Below are 16,953 nucleotides of genomic sequence, written 5' to 3'. Positions count from 1 at the left end.
CTGCAACTGGAATTTTCAAAAGGACATCCAATGCACAAGCTCGGCACTTGGTGGAACGGATTGGCGACAGGCGGTGGCATATTCGCAGCATTTGGTGCTGCGGCTTGCTGTGCGCTTCCTTTAGGGCTCGCGTCTGTTGGCTTGGGTTCGGCGTGGCTTGGCAGTGTCACACCGGTCGTAGCCCCTTATCGAACACCACTTCTTATTCTCGCATCGGTCCTGCTTCTCGCGGCGGCCCTCCGGCTAATTTGGCAATTTCGTAAGGCGCGGGCCTGCCCAACAGATGCGACATGCGGATCACCGAGCTATCGGGCCTTGACCGCCGTCGGGATTGCCATCGGTGCGGCCTTGCTGATGGGAGCTTTCTTCTATGACTGAACCGATCCTGGTGTCCCGCCTGCGTTGCCCGGAATGCGGCCACGAAAAGGACGAGGAGATGCCGACCAACGCCTGCATGTTCTTCTATAATTGCTCGAACTGCGGCGCGCGCCTCCAGCCGGCCCAAGGCGACTGCTGCGTATTTTGTTCCTACGGCACGGTCCCCTGCCCTCCAATCCAAGAAGGAAATTGTTGCAATGGCTGAGAGGTTTGACTTCGTTGCGATCGGTTCGGGAACCGCTGCGCAGGTCGCTGTCCATCGCATGGCCGACGCAGGGAAGCGATGCGCAGTTATCGATTATCGACCTTATGGCGGCACTTGCGCGCTGCGCGGGTGTGATCCGAAAAAGATGATGGTCAGTGGCGAGGAGGCGCTCGCGGCCTTTCGTCAAATGGAGGGTAAGGGGATCGATGGCTCTGTTTCGATAGACTGGAGCGATCTTCAAGCCTTCAAGCGCAGCTTCACCGATCCTGTCCCGGAAAAGCAAAAAGCGCGATATGAGCGCAAGGGCGTTGCGACGTTGCACGGTATGGCACGTTTCGTCGGTCCTGATCGGATCGAGGTCGGCGGCGAGGAGTTGCGGTTTTCGCACGCACTGATCGCAACCGGAGCGATACCCCGATCACTGGGAATCCACGGCGAGGAATTGCTGACGCACAGCGACGCCTTTCTTGAGCTGGATACCCTTCCCGACCGGATCGTATTTGTCGGCGGCGGGTATATAGCGGCGGAATTTGCCCACCTTGCCGCGCGCGCCGGAGCCAAAGTAACGATCGTGCAGCGCGGCCGTATTTTGAAGGCATTCGATCCGGACATTGTCGATTGGCTGCTGCCAAGCTTCGATGATCTTGGGATTGAGATTGTAGATGCGGAAGTCAGCAGCGTGACCGATAGCGGTGGAGCTCTCATGGTGCACGCTGGCGACCGCACTATTGAGGCAGAGCTGGCAGTGCATGCGGCGGGGAGAGTGCCCGCAATCGGCGAACTCGACCTGGAAGCCGGTGAGATAGCGCGCGATCAAACGGGCTTGTTGCTTACTCCGCAGCTTCGCAGCCAAAGCAACGCCAAGGTGTTCGCCGCCGGTGATGCTGCGGCGAGCGGCCCGCCGTTAACGCCCGTTTCCAGCCACGATGCGAAAGTCGTGGTGGAAAATATCCTCGAAGATAGCGGGTTAACACCGAACTACCAGGGCGTGCCGAGCGCGCTCTTCACCGAGCCACCAGCAGCAAGGGTAGGGATGCTGGAAAGCGAAGCGCGCGAGGCCGGTTTGGATTTTGCAGTAAATGCGGGTTCACACCCGAACTGGTTTTCGGCACGCCGTCTCAACGCGAAGATTTATGGACACAAGGTTCTAGTTGAGAGCGGCTCCGACCGCATTTTAGGCGCTCACCTAGTTGGTCCGGACGCTGACGAACTTATCAATATTTTCGGCCTCGCCATCCGGCATGGGCTGACCGCAAACGATATTCAATCGACGATGTTCGCTTACCCGACTGCTGCATCGGATGCTGGGTATATGGTGGGCTGACGTCCGCAGATGTGGATTAGGAAACGAACCTTCTACCAAGGTAAGCAGTTCGAGCGCCGCTGATGTAACCGAGACGGGCCGCGACGCATGGCTAAGCCACTCTAGTGCAAGAATGAAGGGGTCTTGGTGCAATCTAATAGCTTGCAGTGCTCGTGCAATCGATGAGAGCCGTATGCATTTCCCGGTTGCCGGCGGGCCCTATTCGCATGACGTTCAGCAAATGAAAGATCTCGATCCGCCGTAGTTGCGTTAGGTCTAGTTCGCCGGAAATCACTTTGGCCTTGGCGGCAGTCATCCGGAGGATGACTCCCGACTATCGGACAATGCACTCGGTGGGATGGTCGAGTAACTCGAACATCCGATCCAGCTCGATCGGAACCGACTGAGGCTCTGGCCAGATCCCGTTGGCATGCGGCACGACGAAGGGAAGGCGCTAGCTAAAGCAGGTTGGCAGCGTTGATTGCCCAGGAAATTCAGGATTACGTGGCCAAAGGGCCTAAGGAAAGTCCATCCTCAAGCGGAACTTCACTCGACCGTGCTCGAGCGGCTGGCCGGCGGCCCCGTCACTGAGCACGGCATGCCTCGGAGCTACTGCCCCTCGCAGTTGCGCGATCATCATCTGGCGAAGAAGCATTTTTCACCGCCCGCGCCTAAGGCCCGTTGAGAACGTCCAAGGGTGATAGCCCCTCAGGTTTACTGGAGGCAGGGTAAGATTGAACCAACAATCGACCGCGCGAAGGAAGGTGATGCGGTGCATCGATCTGCGTCGACGGTTCAACGTAAATGCAACCGCACAATGGATTGGCGCGCCCGGCAGGACTCGAACCTGCTGCCTCAAGATTAGAAGTCTCGCGCTCTATCCAGATGAGCTACGGGCGCGCGTGCGGATTGCCATAACGCCGCTTTCGCGCAGCGCCAATCGGCTCTAGGCAGCTTTGCCATGGAAAATCTCGACCGACCGGTCCCGGCGGGCCAGCCGACCAACTTCCGCTATTACGATCTCGTGATGGCGGCCTTCGTCACCATCCTGCTGCTGTCGAACCTGATCGGAGCGTCGAAGCCGAGCTATGTGGTGCTGCCGGGCATCGGCGAATGGTCCTTCGGTGCCGGCGTGCTGTTCTTCCCCGTCAGCTACATCATCGGCGACATACTGACCGAGAGCTACGGCTATGCCCGCGCGCGACGAGTGATCTGGACCGGCTTTGCAGCCCTGCTGTTCATGGCTTTCATGGCCTGGGTGGTCGTCCAGCTCCCCCCTGCCGAGGGCTGGCCGGGGCAGGATGCCTATGAGTTCGTCTTCGGCAATAGCTGGCGGATCGTGATCGCTTCGATGGTCGCTTTCTGGGCTGGCGAATTCGCCAACAGCTTCGTGCTCGCCAAGATGAAGGTATGGACACAGGGCCGCTACCTGTGGATGCGAACGATCGGTTCGACCGTAGTCGGCCAGGGCCTCGACAGCCTGATCGTCTATCCGCTCGCCTTCTACGGGCTGGCGGGTTGGCCGATCGAATTGCTGTGGCAGGTCGTGCTGTCGCAGTGGCTTATCAAGACGGCATGGGAAGCGTTGCTGACGCCCGTGACTTATGCGGTCGTCGGAGCGCTGAAGCGTGCCGAGGGCACGGAAATCTTCGATACCGATACCGACTTCTCGCCCTTCGCGACCTCACAGCAGCGCACGAAATAAAGAGGGGCGACCCTCGCATGGATCGCCCCTCCTCCCCCTTTTATCCCGAAAGGTCGGTTAGAACTTCGCTCCAATGGCCACGCCATAGCGACGCGGGTCGAGAGTGAAGATGTTCGTGAAGTTCCCCGAACTGGCGTCGGTTACGTATAGACCGGTCACCGAGTCGCTGTCGAAGATGTTCTGCACGAACCCACGCACGAACCAGCGATCGTTCGGCCCGTTCAACTGGATCTGGGCGTTGGCCTGTACGAACGGTTCGATCCGGTTGACCCCACCATTGAACACATTGCCGTATTGCGTTCCTGTGAAAGCGAGGTCGAAGCGCGGGACAAGCGACATGCCGTTGTCGAATTCGGCGGTGTATTGCGCACCGACCGACGCCTTGAACTCCGGAGCTTGCGGTAGCTTGTTGCCGCGCAGGTTCTTCTCGACGCCCGGGCTCAGGACATTTACGCCGCCGAAGAGGCCGCCGATCGCCGTGGCTTGATCGGCCAGGACCGAACAGATCGAGAAGGCGCCGGTCGAGGCGATACCGCCATCGGCCGGAAACGCACCTGGAGCCTGCAGACCAAGGCCACCGTTGACCGCGGCGACGAAAGCGTTGGCGCCCGCGCCGGTCACGGCACACAACGCACCATTCGAGATATCCTTGATGATGACAGCGTCGGGATCGCCGCCACCGGGATCGCGCGGATCGCTGAAGAACTGGTCGCCCGCCACCTCTGCGTTGAGATAGCTCAGGTTCATGTTGACCAGCCAGTTGTAGCTGGGCCGCAGGATCGTTTCGAGCTCGACACCCCAGATGTTGGCATCGATCGTGTCGTTGACCGACGTCCGGGCGACAATACGGCTTAGCTGCAAGTCCTTGTATTTATAGTAGAAGCCAGTCAGATTCACCTGCGCTGCGCCATCGAGGAAGATATTTTTCGAACCGATTTCGAAGGCATCGATGCTCTCGGAATTGAAGCTCTCCGGCACTGCGAAGATCGGCGAAAGCGGCGGGTTGATACCCCCCGATTTATAGCCGCGCGAGTAAGAGAAATAGAGGCTGTTATCCGGGGTGATCGCGTAATCGAGCACCGCGCGCCCCGTGATGGCGTCGAACGACACGTCGCGTTCCTGCAACAACTGGTTACCGGGGACGCTGGCATCGGCATCGAAACTGCCGACGAACGGCGAATCGAACGGGTCGCCGCCTCCGAACGGATTCAGGAAGCTTGCCAACGTGGTGCGTGCAGCGACCGATTTCGTATCGTCATTGTAACGCAGGCCGCCGGTGAACGTCAGCTTGTCCGTGATGTCGAAATAGACTTCCGCGAACACACCGAAGCTCTCCAGTTTGAAGTCGGTGGTGTTGTTGCGATACATCGACGTCGCGAGATAGGATGGCGGCAGCCCGTTGGCGAAGGCGGAAAACGTCCCGAGAATGGCGGTCGCGTAATCGAGGCCGAACGAGTTCACATAATAGCTGTTCTCGCTGACTTCCGTTTCGGCATAGATACCGCCGACGAGGAAGTTGAACGGTCCGTCGAAGTCGCTCGTAAGAATGGCCTCTGCCGACCATGATGTCTGATCCTGGTTGGACCTGTCGAACGACAGCGGCACATCGCTACAGATTGCGTTGCCTTCGAAGACGCCGCGGTTTCCGTCGTCATTGTCCGACGTGCAGAGCTGGCCGTTGGGTCCATTAGGAATGAGCGCATCGGCAATGGGAGCGAAATAAGCATTCGATCCCGGGATGAAGGCCGGTGCCGGAAGCCCGGTCGGGATCCCGTTGGCAGCCAGAAACGCCAAGGTGTTCAGCCCGGTTGCATATCCCGTACGATCGAGGATACCGAGGTTGTAATCCTGGCGGGAATCGACCGTCGTTTCCTGATAAATTCCTGTCAGCGAGAGGTTCATCGCGCCGATGTTCTGATCGAGATGCGCCTGCAACTGAAGCTCATCGGCGAAGTATTCGGGCGTGAAGGCCGTGTTGACCGTGCGGACATCGTTTGGTTCGTCGAAGTTCGCGTATCCGTCCGGCCCGTAGACACTGCCGAGGGCGAGCCCTTCCGGAATGCCCTGGATGCGGAACAGTTCGACCGAAGTAAGGACAGTCGCGAGGGTCGAGTTCGCGTTCGTGCTGTCGAAATCCCGGCGATTGTTCAGGCAGCCAAGCACGCCGGTCGGGTCGCGCTGGCAGGTCTGTTTCTGGATGCGAAGGCGATCGTCATCCTCGCGGAAATAGTACCCCATGAGATCGATCGTCGTGCTGTCGGTCGGCTCGAAGCGCAGCGATCCGCGCACCGCATACATATCGCGACCGTCGATGTCCGAATTGTCGAAAAGATTATCGGTAAACCCATCGCGGTTGAGGTAGAAACCAGCCACGCGAAGGCCGAGCGCATCGCCAATGGGCACATTGACCATGCCCCTCGCCTTGATGCTGTTGTAATTGCCGTATTCGAATTCGGCAGCGCCTCGGAAAACACCCAGTTCCGGCTTGGCCGTGACGACGTTGACCACGCCCGAGGTCGCATTGCGACCGAACAACGTGCCTTGCGGACCGCGCAGAATCTCGACGCGTTCGAGATCGAAATACTCGGTCTCGAACAGGCGCGTACCGAAAAGCGGCGACCCGTTCACATGGATCGCAGTCGCGCTGTCGCAAGTTACGCCGACGCACAGGTCGCCGATACCGCGGATCGTGAAGCTCGATGCGGTGAAGTTCGACTTGGTGAACGAGACGTTCGGCAAGGTAAGCTGAAGGTCGGCAGCATTTTCGATCTGCTGCGCTTCGAGCGCCTCGGCATCGAATGCGCTGACCGCGATCGGCACTTCCTGCAGGCTCTGCGCCTGGCGCTGTGCGGTCACAACGATGACGTTCTGGTTGAGACCCGGGTTCTCCAGATCGTCTTCGGTCGCCTCCTGTGCGAATGCCGGAAATGAAATCGCGCTCGCGCAGATGCCCGCGAGCAAGGTAGCCCTCACCCTCATATACCCACTCCTCTCCATGGACCGTCTGTGCAGTCTCGGAAGGGAAGCTATCAGACATTCGCATGCGCGCAAGCCCCACGCAGGAATGTTGCGCGTTAAGCGTGACTATTTTGCCGAGTGTTGCACAGACGCGTATCCCAATAGAGGGCTAGCTGGTTCAGGTGAGCGTGTGGCTCTCCGCAATCTGCACGATGCCGCGCTTGCCCTCCTCGTTGCGGCCAAGCTGCACGATCACGTCGATCACACTGGCTGCATAAGCGATCGTATCGCTTCGAGTCAGGCCGATGCCGGTCTGCATCACCATCAGCGACAACTGTTCCAGCGCCCCGCGCAAGCTGTTGGCGTGAATGGTGGAAAAGCTGCCTGGATGGCCGGTGTTGATCGCGCGCAGGAAGCTGACGCTTTCCGCGCCGCGCAATTCGCCGAGCACGATGCGATCGGGGCGCAGGCGCAAGGCCGCCTGCAGCAATTCGTTGGCGGTGACCTTCGCCTCCCCCAGCTCGCCCTTCACCGCGACGAGGCCCACGCCGTTCTCGCCGGGCAGCTTCAGTTCGGGCGTATCCTCGACCAGCACCACGCGCTCGTGACGGGGAATCTCGCCGAGCATCGCGTTGAGGAACGTCGTTTTCCCCGTGCTGGTGCCACCCGAAACGAGAATCGTGCGCCGCTGGCGAATGGCTTCGCGCAGGAAGGGAACGGGTTCGGCCTGCGGATCGGGCATGGCACCACGCGTCGGCGGCGTCAGCGGGCCGGTGTCGTAGGCATCGAGCGGCAGGTCGAGCCGGCGGTGACGGCGGATGGCCATCGCCCAGTGCTTGCGCGCGGCCGGCGGCCCGCAGAACTGGATGCGCGCGCCATCGGGCAAGGTCGCGCCCAGCAGGGGATGCTCGCGATTGATGCCCTGATGGCTGACGCGCGCGACCTGTTCGGCGAGGCGCTGCACCAGCCGGTCGTCGATATCCGGACGGGAGACCTTTTGCATTCCGCCAAGAGCGGCGTCCTCCACCCAGACCTCGCCGGGGCGATTGACCAGAATTTCGGTCACCGTGTCCCGCTCCAGCCACTCGCGAAACGGGGCGAGATAGGCGTCGAGATAGACGCTCCGCTCCCCGTGGAGGTCGACCGGTAGCGCCTCGTCATCCGGCCGGTCATCCGGGGTGAAGGGATGGATGTCCGCGCTCACCGGATCGGCTTCAGTTGACCGAGGAGAAATCGAGATCGCGGCTGGTGAAAATGCGGATCGGCGCACCGATGCCGACGCGAACCGTGGGGCCGCGCTGGCCATCCTGCTGCGCTGCGGTGGCGGCGGCCGACTGGCTCGCACTGCCGACCAGAAGCCCGCCGGCACCACCGGTGGCGACCGAACCGAGTCCGCCGACCACGCTCAGCAGCATGGCCGAACCGAACCGCTTGAAGAAGCCGTTGCCGGAAACCTTTCCTGCCAACCCGGTCGTACCGTCGAACCCGATCGCGGGGGAGGCGAGATTGACCGATGCGCCGTCGGGCCGGATCAGGCGGGTCCAGATGACATAGGCGCGTTTCTGGCCGTTCTGGAGGCCGGACTGGTATTGTCCGATCAGGCGCGACGACCGCGGGACGAGGACGCGCGTGCCATCGAAGCTGCGCACGTCCTGGCTGACGACGGCGCGCACGAAGCCCGGCACGTTGGTGTCGATCGCGGTCTCGAGAACCGCTGGGATGAGCGTACCCTGGGTCACCGTAGTCGACGGATTGGTCATCGCGCTGGCGCGGGCCGGCGCACCGCCGACGCCGCCGATGCGGCTGGCGAAATCGGACGCGGAATTGCCCGTCGCGGCCTCGCCGCCGGCAGTCGCAGTAGCGGCTTCGGGGTCAAGCACTGCAAGGCCCGCAGGTGCTGCGCCTGCATCGAAAACGACCGTGGGGCTGGCGAAACGGTTGGCGGCTGCGGCGGCATCGGGCGAGGCGGCATAGACCGGTTGCGGGCCCGGCGGCGAGACTTCGACTTGCGGCGAAACGATTTCCGCCGGGACCACGGGTGTAACAGCCTCCGGCGGAACGGCCGGGATCGCCTCGACCGGGGCCGCCTGCTGGCCGCCGATGCTCTCGGGCTCGGCAACGCGCGCGGCGTTCATGCTCCAGAGCGTCACGATGCCCAAGCCCGCAACGACGGCGATCCCGGCCACAAGGCCAAGCGCGTCGGACTTGCCTGCCGGCCGGGCGACCGCAGGGTGGGCGTTGCGTTGGGCAAGATCGATGATTTCGGCGTCGACGTCGTCGCGCGGGTCGATGTCGTTGGCGACGGCTTCGGAACCGGCCTTCTTTTCGGGCAGGCGCATGGCGAGACGCATCAGTCGTTCCCCTTCTGGGCAAGCGCGGCACTGGAACGGGCGGAAACGGGCTGCGCGGCGCGTTCGGGTCCGGTGTTCACCAGCTCGGCACGATTTTCGCCCGAGCGCAGGATCAGCGTGCGCGGGACGCCGTCAACGACGATCGTGTCGCCGCGGACGGTGAAATTGATCGGCCCTTCGACACCTTGCGCATTGGCGACGAGGATCGCCGGCACCTGCTTGCCCTGCGGCCAGCTGAGGAAGGTCGCGTCGCCATCGTCGAAAGTGTTTTCCGGCAGCAGCTCGGGATCCCCCGAACCGCTCCAGGCGAAATTGAGATCGGACGGATCGACGACTGCGAAGGGATCGCGCGCTGCCTGCCGTTCGATGGCATCGGCCTGCGCCATCTGCGGTTCCTCTGGCTCGTCAGGATAGTCGAACCGCAGCACGTAGAGCGGTTTGGCCGACGGGCTGGCGACAAGATCGAAAAGGTAAGTCCGCTTGGAAGTGATGACCGTGAGATTGGTCGATGCGCGCGGCGCAAGCGGCTTCACGAACAGGATGTCCGCCCGCTTGTTCGGGGTCACCTGCCAAGCCTGCGAGTCCCCAATCGCGACGTTTTCGATCGTTTCATCGTCACCGAAAACGATCGAGGCCTGAACGGTCACCTTGCCGTCGATGCGAACAATCTTGGCCTCGTCATAGAACACCTCGACCAGCCGCGAATCCTTCGCGGCAGCGGGCGCGGCCAGCATGGCCAGGGCGAGCGCGGGAATGAGCGCGCGGTTCATCAGCGTTTCTCCACGGAACGGTCGAGGGCCTTGGGCGGGGCGGGCTTGAAGCGGCTGCCGATCCCCATTGCCCGGGATGGCCCGGAAGTAAGCGGCGCGACCTGACCATTGCCTGAAGCGGTCGCGAATACCTTGGTTGTGCGCTGGGTCGTTGCCGCATTCGCGCCGGCATCATTGGCGGCGGCAGCCGTCGGCACGGCGGACACGTCGATCCGGCGCGCCTGCGAGCTCGCGGCATTGGCTGCTTGGGCACTGGCCAGCGCCGGCGCAGGTGCGGCTTGCGGCGTTGGAGTAGCGGCGGCGCGCTCATCACGGTCGGAAGCAAGGCCAAACACCGTCCAGCCGGCAACCATTGCTCCTGCGACCTTGAGCACCAACACCATGAGCGCGACATGCACCGCCCCCACCATGAAGAACGCCATCGCTGCCTGCGGATTGACCTGCCCCGGTGTCGCCACGAGTGCGCCGAGAATGGGCACGGCGAGTTCGAGCATGATCGAGCCGCCAAGCACGGCAAAGAGCGGTGCCAGCGCACACAGCGTCAGGCCCTTGATCCAGCCGGTGAACAGGCCGCGCGTGCCATTGAACAGGGCCATGACGACAAAGATCGGGCCCAGCGCGACCAGCACGCCCAGCGCAATCTTGGTCGTGACCAGCAGGCCGACAGTGCCGAGCATGAACAGCATGGCGCCGAGCCACATCATGCCCTCGGGCGAGAAGGCCGCAAAATCCTCGTTCCCGCCACTGACTTCCTGGATGGCAAGGAACACCACGTCGATCTTCTGTGCGAAGACCTCGGTCGCGCTCCCGCGCGCGCCAGTGAGGATGCCGGCGAGATAGTCCGGCGTGCCGATGGCGAGATTCCAGACCACGCTCTGATAGGCGACCCAGCTGGTCGCAAAGGTCAGAACCAGGCCCAGCGTCATCATTCGCGGCACCAGCGCGCGAACACCGACATTGGTGCGACCCGTGAGCAGCGCGAAGCCGAACAGCGCGATGAACAGTGTCAGCACGATGGTCAGCGTCGTCGTCAGGGCACCGCCCGAGGCGAACAGGCGACCGAAGGCAGCCGCGGCCGTTTCGCCCGCGACGCAGTCGACGCCTTTCAGCGCCCCGGCAACGCCGTTGCCGACCCCTTCGGCGGCCTTCTGGCAGGTTGCGCTCGTCATTCTGCCGCCAGATCGAGGTTCAGTTCCTCGACCAGCTCGCTGTCATTGGCACCGCCCGGCCATTTCGTGCCGGTGAGCGCGGGGAACCAGTCCGCCGGAGCGTCGCCCAGCGCCTCGCGCAGAACGTCGAGACGGCGGACCGAGCTTTCGCGGCCCGACAGCAGCGTCAGCACTTCGGGCGCGCCGGACAAATCGAGCCGCACGACGACGCTGGCGTCGGGCTGGCGCACGAGGAAACAGCGGCTGTGCGCCGGCAGCGTGCGGATCAGCGCAAGCTCATGCTCCGTCAGCCCGAAGCCGTCGCAATAATCCTCCGGCCGGGCACGGCTGTTGGGCATGAATACCATGGTCGCGGTCTGCTCGACCAGCGCGGTGGAAATGCGGCTCTCCAGCGCATCGCGCGCCGACTGCGTGGCGAAGCCGACCAGTGCATTGCGTTTCCGCAAAGTCTTGAGCCAGTCGCGAATGCGCGCGGCGAAGACCTCGTCGTCGAGCGCCTTCCAGCCCTCGTCGATCAGGATCATGGTCGGCTTGCCGTCAAGCCGTTCCTCGATCCGGTGGAAGAGGTACATCATAGTCGGGGTGCGCAGGCGCGGGTTCTCGAGCAGCGCGGTCATGTCGAAGCCGAGCACGCGTGCCGTCAGGTCGAGCCGGTCGTCGGCATTGTCGAACAGCCAGGCATGCTCGCCGGCGTTGATCCACGCGCTCAGACGGTCTGCCAGATCGCCAGGCTGCGGTCGGCGACTGCCGGACAGCAGTTCGCGGAAGTGGCGCAGCCGGCGCAGCGACGCGTCATTGGCATAGGCTGCGTCCACCGCACCAGCGATGGTCTGTTCCTCTTCAGGGCCCTCGGCCTTCAGCAATACGCCCAACCAGTCGCGCAGGAAGGCCTTGTTGATCGGCGTATCGGGCAGCGCGAGCGGGTTGAACCCGGTCGGCTCGCCCGCACGGATGCTGTCGTAGCGCCCGCCGATGCCGCGCACGAACAGTTCCGCGCCGCGGTCCTTGTCGAACAGGATGGTGCGCGGTTTGAACTTCTGGGCCTGCGCGGCGAGGAAATTCATCACCACCGTCTTGCCCGAACCGCTCGGCCCGATGACCGAGAAATTGCCAAGATCGCCGTGGTGGAAGTTGAAGAAGAACGGCGTCGCACTGGTCGTTTCCAGCAAGGTGACCGCATCACCCCAGTGATTGCCTTCGGCCTGACCCAGTGCGAAGCCGTGCAGCGACCCAAAGCTGGCCATGTTGGCGCTGGAAATCAGCGCGCGGCGCACGAGGTAGCCTTCGTTGCCCGGGAACTGGCCCCAAAATGCCGGTTCGAGATTGGTATCCTCGCGCACTGCGATGGCGCCGGTATCGGCCAGCGCGGCGGCGCAGGCAGCCATTGCGTCGTCGAGCCGGCCTAGATCGCGTTCCTTGACCATGACCGTGAGGTGATGATCGCCGAAGCCGACCGCGCCATTGCCCAGCGCATCGCGCGCGGCGAGCATGTCGGCGCGCTCCGCCGCGGCTTCTTCGTCGGCGCTCTTCAGGCGGCGAATGGCCAGATCCATGCGCTCGCGCGCAGTCTGCCGCTCGGTCGGGGCATAGCTTTCGCTCACCACCATTTCGAAGGGCAGCCGCAGCAGGCTGTCGAGCAATCCCGGGCTGGTTGCTTCGGGATAGTCCTTCAACCCAAGCATGGCGGCGAAATCGGGCGAACCCGAGCCGCGCATTTCCATGGCATCGAGCCCGAAGCTGACGCGGCGATAGGGCAGCATGTGGCCGATATCGACATCGTCCGCGGGCTTCCTCACCGGGCGCATCTCGCCATTGTAGAGCGCCGAAAGCAGCTCCAGCATTTCCGAATTGGTATTGCCCTGCGGGCCGACATAGTCGGTCAGCGGCGTTGCGCCATAGGCTTGCAGAGCAGCGACAAGGCCCTGCGATGCGGCGCGCAAGGACCGCAGATCCTTCGGATCCGCTTCGACCTGCTCGCGGCCCTTGCGCTTCAAACCCTTGCTGACGCGCTCGACCAGGCCAGCCTTGCCGCGGGCCGGGCGCCGGATCAGCGTAATGAACTGGTCGTTGACGAACAGCTGGCCGGATCCCAGCCGCTCACGCCAGCGCGTGTCGATATGGCGGCTGATCGGGTCGGGAAACGACGCCTCGAGATCGACCGAGACACGGCGCCGGATGACGTGATGATAGAGCACGAAACGCGCATCGAGCGTGCTGCGCAGAACCACTTCCCGGGTCGCGGCATGGGCGTTGAGCGCCTCGCTGTCCTCGGTTTCGAACAGCAGGCCGGGCACCTGGATCGCGGTCATAACGGACCCGTCACGCAACAGCAGCGTGCTATCGTCGATCAATCGGGCATAGGGCAGCCGGTCGCCGGCCCGCGCCTCCTTCGAGCCCCAGGCGGCAGCGCCCTTCCACTTGTCCTTATGCGGCATAGGAGTTGCACCCCCAGTGCTTGTAGTTCTTCACGCGGGGGCATTTCGACACCTTGGTGATCCACAGGTCGAAGATGCGCGGTTCGCGCAGGCAGGCGAAATAGCCGATGCCGTGCATCACCGCGAACACCACCAGCGCCAGCCAGCTGCCGGTGATCAGGAACGCCTCCGTCGTCACCATGCCGTTGATGATGAAGTAGTTATACGTCACCCCCGCGAACATCTGCGGGCGCGTCAATGCGCGGTGGACGGGATGGCGGACGAGTGCGGTCATGGTCAGGCGGCGACGCCCTGGATGCCGGCCACGATCGAGGCCGCGCCGAAGAGAATGAAGACGCCGATGATAACGGTCGCCCCGAAGCGCCAATTGAGGCGTCCGGTCAGCATCATGAAGCCGACGGCGGCAACGGCCATGACCGCGACTGCCGTGGCAACGTTGCCGAGCAGGGTTCCCTGCAACCAGCCGAGCGCGGCGACGACCGGGCCCGACCCTGCCGGATCGGTGGTCTGCGCCAGCGCGGGGCTGGACATCGCCAGAAAGGCCAGGGCGGCCGGGATCGAAAACTTGGACTTCAAGCGAAATTACTCCCGTGAGTGGTTGGCGAGGCGACCCATGATGGCCGCCACGTAAAGCTGCGTTTCGCGAATGCGGGGAATGCCGCCTGCGCGCATGACCCGTCCGGGCCCCGCGTTGTAGGCGGCAAGCGCTTTCTCGATATCGCCATCGAACCGGTCGAGTTGCTCGCGCAGATAGCGCGCCCCACCTTCCAGATTGGCGAAAGGATCGTTCGGATCGACGCCCAGATCGCGTGCCGTGCCGGGCATCAGCTGGGCGAGGCCGCGGGCCCCGACCGGCGAAACGGCGTTGGCGCGCCAGCGGCTCTCCTGCCAGACCATCGCCTCGATCAGCGCCGGGCTGAGATCGTAACGCGCGGCGAGCTCGGCCACCTTTGCCTGGTAGGTCACGGGCACGAGCGCGCCCGGGGCATGCGGATCGGCGATGGCGATTTCGGGAACGAAAATCTCGGCCGGGACTTCAACGATGGCAGCATCAGATGCGCTTTGGGCCGGCGCAGCAGGTAGGGCGGTGCCCCCGCCGGCTATCCAGCGTGCTCCGTCAGCGTCGATCTCAATGACATCCGCCTTCACATTCGTGGCGGAGAGCGCTCCGAGGACCAACCCCGAGACGAGCGCCAAGCGTGCGAGAATCATTGCACCCTCCGTCCGATCCCACTGGCCTTAGTACATGACAAAGGGGTGACAGAAAGCTGAATGCTGGAAATTTCGTCGCATGTAAGCAACGTCCGCCCACAAAAAACCCGCGCTTCCTGTGGGAAACGCGGGCTGCAAGGGGTTCGCTGTAAGGATCAGCGCATCGACATCGCGTAATAGCGGGCGAATTCGCCCTTATCTAGCGATGCGAGGGCGCGGCGGGCAAGACGGCGGGAATCGATCCATTCGCCGCTGGCCGTTTCCAGTTCCACGCTCGTGCTGGCATTGGCGGCGGCCTCGAAATCGGCCCTCGCCTCGTTGAAGCGACCCAAACGGGCCAGCGCGATGCCGTGATTGATCAGGCGGGCGGGATCGTCGGCAGCGAGTTTGCCGCAGTTTTCGATCGCTTCCGCAGCAGCGCGGTCCTGCCCGGAGACCAGTTCCTCATAGCCGACATCGTAATCGGTTTCTGGCGCCGCCACGACGGCTACCGGACCCTGGGCCACCATGGCGAAGGCGAGACTGGCAATGAGCGACATAAAGCATCTCCCAACTGTTCTGTTGGGCAATGAATAGGTCGCGGAGCCGTGGACTGCAACAAAACTGAAACATTGTCATATTTCTGCAATCAGCACCGCCGCGGCCAAAGCTGTTGATACTGCAACATAACGGTCACGAAGCGACACATACTGTCACGAACGGCTCCTAGCTGGCGATTCGCGATCAACGAATTCGCGCTTCGACAGACTTTCCGATTCATTCGGTTTTTGAGGGGACCGTACCCGTGACCACTTTCCATCGTTCGCTCGTCCTTGGCTGTAGCGCGCTGGCCCTTGCCAGCTGCGGAGCCGACGAGATCGTCTCGCCGGGCACCGGCGGCAACATCACCATCAACAATCCGTCCGCGCCGGCGCCCTCGCCGACCCCGACACCCACGCCGACGTCCTCGCTGGTGACACCGGCCGCAGGTTGTCCGACGATTTCCGATCCGACCGGCCTGACCGACAGCGGAACCATCTCCGGCCCGACCGGCGAATATCGCGTCTGCACCCTGCCCGCGCGGTTCACCGCCAGCTCCACCCTCCCCTATATCGAGGGTCTCCTTTACCGCATGAACGGTCGCGTCGACGTGGGCGAGGATGGCGGCCCGAGTGACACCGGTGCCGATACCGACGTGCAGCTGACCATTGAGCCGGGCGCGATCATCTATGCCTCGGGCGCCAGCTTCCTCAACGTCAATCGCGGCAATACCATCCAGGCGAACGGCACCGCCGAACGCCCGATCATCTTCACCAGCCGCGACAATGTGCAGGGCCTCAACACCGACAATTCCGCCGGCCAGTGGGGCGGGGTCGTCCTGTCGGGTCGCGCACCGGTCACCGACTGCATCGCACCGGGCGCAACCCCGGGCACGACGGCCTGCGAACGCCAGGTCGAAGGCGCGGCCCAGCCCGCCCTGTTCGGTGGCGCGACGGGTGACGACAGCTCGGGCAGCATGAAATTCGTCCAGATTCGCTATTCGGGCTTCGTCCTGTCGGGCGACAACGAACTGCAGTCGCTTACCACGGGCGGCGTCGGTAGCGGCACCACGCTGGAAAACATCATGAGCTTCAACAGCTCCGACGACGGCGTCGAATTCTTCGGCGGCCGGGTGAACGTGAAGCGCCTGATCGTGGTCGGCGCGGAAGACGACAGCATCGATACCGACACCGGTGTGAAGGCGAACATGCAGTTCGTCATCGCGGTCCAGCGCCCGGGCGTCGGTGACACCATCATCGAAGCCGACTCGACCAACGGCCTTGAAGAGCAGACCCCGCGCCAGAACACGCGCATTTCCAACGCCACTTTCATCCACAATGGCGGTGACCAGGATCAGGCCATCCGCATCCGCGGCTTCGCCGACTACACCATCGTCAACTCGATCCTCGTCGACGCGACCGGCGGCACGCCCTGCCTGCGCATCGACGGGACGGAGACGCTCGATCGCACCAGCGGTCCGGATGAAGCCGGCCCGGTGGCGTTCAACTCCTTCGTGCTCGATTGTGCGACGGACTTCCGCGACAGCTCGGGCGGGGTGACGGCGGCCGATATCCAGGCCCGCTACGAAGCTGGTTCGAACAACAACGCCAACTTCACCAACACGCTGACAATGACCTTCCTCAATGGGTCCAACGAAGCGGGCGTCGCCGTTTTCGATCCGACCGCACTGTCGAGCTTCTTCGTCGAGCCGGAGCAGATCGGCGCAGTCTATCCCAGCATTTCCGACTGGGTCGAAGGCTGGACCTGCAATTCGGCGACGGTGAGCTTCGACGGCGACGTTACCAACTGCACCAGCCTGCCGGTCTACGACTCGTAAGCAGGACACGGTTCGCGGGGCACGGTCCGTTCGTGCCCCGCGAGCCCTCACCCGATTGGAGCGCGCGCGCTCCCACCGAATTCTACAGGACCTGATAATGAGGGGGTCTCG

General features: G+C 63.1%; 15 protein-coding genes and 1 tRNA gene. 5 read left to right on the top strand and 11 right to left on the bottom strand.

The genetic code is table 11. From position 1 onward, the window contains the following. Nucleotides 1–30: 30 nt before the first annotated feature. From P8Q88_RS01595 to P8Q88_RS01585, 3 genes are read left to right on the top strand one after another with little or no spacing between them, the layout of a single operon-like run. Entirely contained in the window at nt 31–378 is a 348-nt protein-coding gene (locus P8Q88_RS01595; RefSeq protein WP_278322076.1) for a mercuric transporter MerT family protein, read from the top strand. Next, nucleotides 371–583 (top strand): GDCCVxC domain-containing (seleno)protein, encoded by a 213-nt coding sequence (locus tag P8Q88_RS01590; RefSeq protein WP_278322075.1) that lies wholly within the window; start codon nt 371–373, stop codon nt 581–583. Before P8Q88_RS01595 ends, P8Q88_RS01590 begins: the two co-directional genes overlap by 8 nt. Further along, nucleotides 576–1,907 (top strand): dihydrolipoyl dehydrogenase family protein, encoded by a 1,332-nt coding sequence (locus P8Q88_RS01585; protein WP_278322074.1) that lies wholly within the window; start codon nt 576–578, stop codon nt 1,905–1,907. Before P8Q88_RS01590 ends, P8Q88_RS01585 begins: the two co-directional genes overlap by 8 nt. An 802-nt stretch (nt 1,908–2,709) precedes the next feature. On the opposite strand, the gene P8Q88_RS01580 is transcribed toward P8Q88_RS01585, so the two are convergent. Next, nucleotides 2,710–2,786, bottom strand: a tRNA-Arg gene (locus P8Q88_RS01580). Nucleotides 2,787–2,847: 61 nt separating this feature from the next. Here P8Q88_RS01580 and P8Q88_RS01575 point away from each other — a divergent pair. Continuing rightward, nucleotides 2,848–3,591, top strand: coding sequence for a queuosine precursor transporter (locus P8Q88_RS01575; RefSeq protein ID WP_278322073.1), 744 nt, complete (start codon nt 2,848–2,850; stop codon nt 3,589–3,591). A 57-nt stretch (nt 3,592–3,648) separates the two neighbouring features. Here the strand turns inward: P8Q88_RS01575 and P8Q88_RS01570 are convergent, their stop codons facing one another. The 10 genes from P8Q88_RS01570 to P8Q88_RS01525 form a co-directional block, all read right to left on the bottom strand. Then, nucleotides 3,649–6,570 carry a TonB-dependent receptor gene (locus tag P8Q88_RS01570; RefSeq protein ID WP_278322072.1) on the bottom strand — a complete coding sequence of 974 codons (2,922 nt, stop codon included), beginning with the start codon at nt 6,568–6,570 and terminating at the stop codon, nt 3,649–3,651. A 157-nt stretch (nt 6,571–6,727) separates the two neighbouring features. Beyond that, a complete protein-coding gene (gene virB11, locus P8Q88_RS01565) occupies nt 6,728–7,753 on the bottom strand; it encodes a P-type DNA transfer ATPase VirB11 (protein ID WP_278322071.1) in 1,026 nt (341 codons plus the stop codon). Between the two features lie 10 nt (nt 7,754–7,763). Beyond that, complete coding sequence (locus P8Q88_RS01560) at nt 7,764–8,900, bottom strand: TraB/TrbI/VirB10 family type IV secretion system protein (protein WP_278322070.1); 1,137 nt, start codon at nt 8,898–8,900, stop codon at nt 7,764–7,766. Next, complete coding sequence (locus P8Q88_RS01555) at nt 8,900–9,670, bottom strand: TrbG/VirB9 family P-type conjugative transfer protein (RefSeq protein ID WP_278322069.1); 771 nt, start codon at nt 9,668–9,670, stop codon at nt 8,900–8,902. The genes P8Q88_RS01560 and P8Q88_RS01555 overlap by 1 nt, the downstream gene beginning before the upstream one ends. After that, on the bottom strand, nt 9,670–10,839 hold the full coding sequence (locus P8Q88_RS01550) for a TrbL/VirB6 family protein (RefSeq protein WP_278322068.1): 1,170 nt from the start codon (nt 10,837–10,839) through the stop codon (nt 9,670–9,672). Before P8Q88_RS01550 ends, P8Q88_RS01555 begins: the two co-directional genes overlap by 1 nt. After that, nucleotides 10,836–13,274 carry a VirB4 family type IV secretion/conjugal transfer ATPase gene (locus tag P8Q88_RS01545; protein ID WP_278322067.1) on the bottom strand — a complete coding sequence of 813 codons (2,439 nt, stop codon included), beginning with the start codon at nt 13,272–13,274 and terminating at the stop codon, nt 10,836–10,838. The genes P8Q88_RS01550 and P8Q88_RS01545 overlap by 4 nt, the downstream gene beginning before the upstream one ends. Continuing rightward, nucleotides 13,264–13,548: a VirB3 family type IV secretion system protein gene (locus P8Q88_RS01540; RefSeq protein WP_278322066.1), complete on the bottom strand. Its 285-nt coding sequence runs from the start codon at nt 13,546–13,548 to the stop codon at nt 13,264–13,266. The genes P8Q88_RS01545 and P8Q88_RS01540 overlap by 11 nt, the downstream gene beginning before the upstream one ends. A 2-nt stretch (nt 13,549–13,550) precedes the next feature. Then, nucleotides 13,551–13,850: a TrbC/VirB2 family type IV secretion system protein gene (locus tag P8Q88_RS01535; protein WP_278322065.1), complete on the bottom strand. Its 300-nt coding sequence runs from the start codon at nt 13,848–13,850 to the stop codon at nt 13,551–13,553. A gap of 6 nt (nt 13,851–13,856) precedes the next feature. Next, nucleotides 13,857–14,486: a lytic transglycosylase domain-containing protein gene (locus tag P8Q88_RS01530; protein WP_278322064.1), complete on the bottom strand. Its 630-nt coding sequence runs from the start codon at nt 14,484–14,486 to the stop codon at nt 13,857–13,859. A gap of 155 nt (nt 14,487–14,641) precedes the next feature. Then, nucleotides 14,642–15,025, bottom strand: a complete 384-nt coding sequence (locus tag P8Q88_RS01525; RefSeq protein ID WP_278322063.1) for a hypothetical protein — start codon at nt 15,023–15,025, stop codon at nt 14,642–14,644. 245 nt (nt 15,026–15,270) lie between these two features. Here P8Q88_RS01525 and P8Q88_RS01520 point away from each other — a divergent pair, with 245 nt between their 5' ends. Next, nucleotides 15,271–16,842 (top strand): beta-helix domain-containing protein, encoded by a 1,572-nt coding sequence (locus P8Q88_RS01520; RefSeq protein WP_278322062.1) that lies wholly within the window; start codon nt 15,271–15,273, stop codon nt 16,840–16,842. The last annotated feature ends 111 nt before the right edge of the window (nt 16,843–16,953 follow it).

It is taken from the genome of Qipengyuania marincola (assembly GCF_029688625.1).
In the GTDB taxonomy this organism is placed as follows: Bacteria; Pseudomonadota; Alphaproteobacteria; order Sphingomonadales; family Sphingomonadaceae; genus Qipengyuania.
Note: the sequence above shows the minus strand (reverse complement) of the source record. Positions and strands in the feature narration are given on the sequence as shown.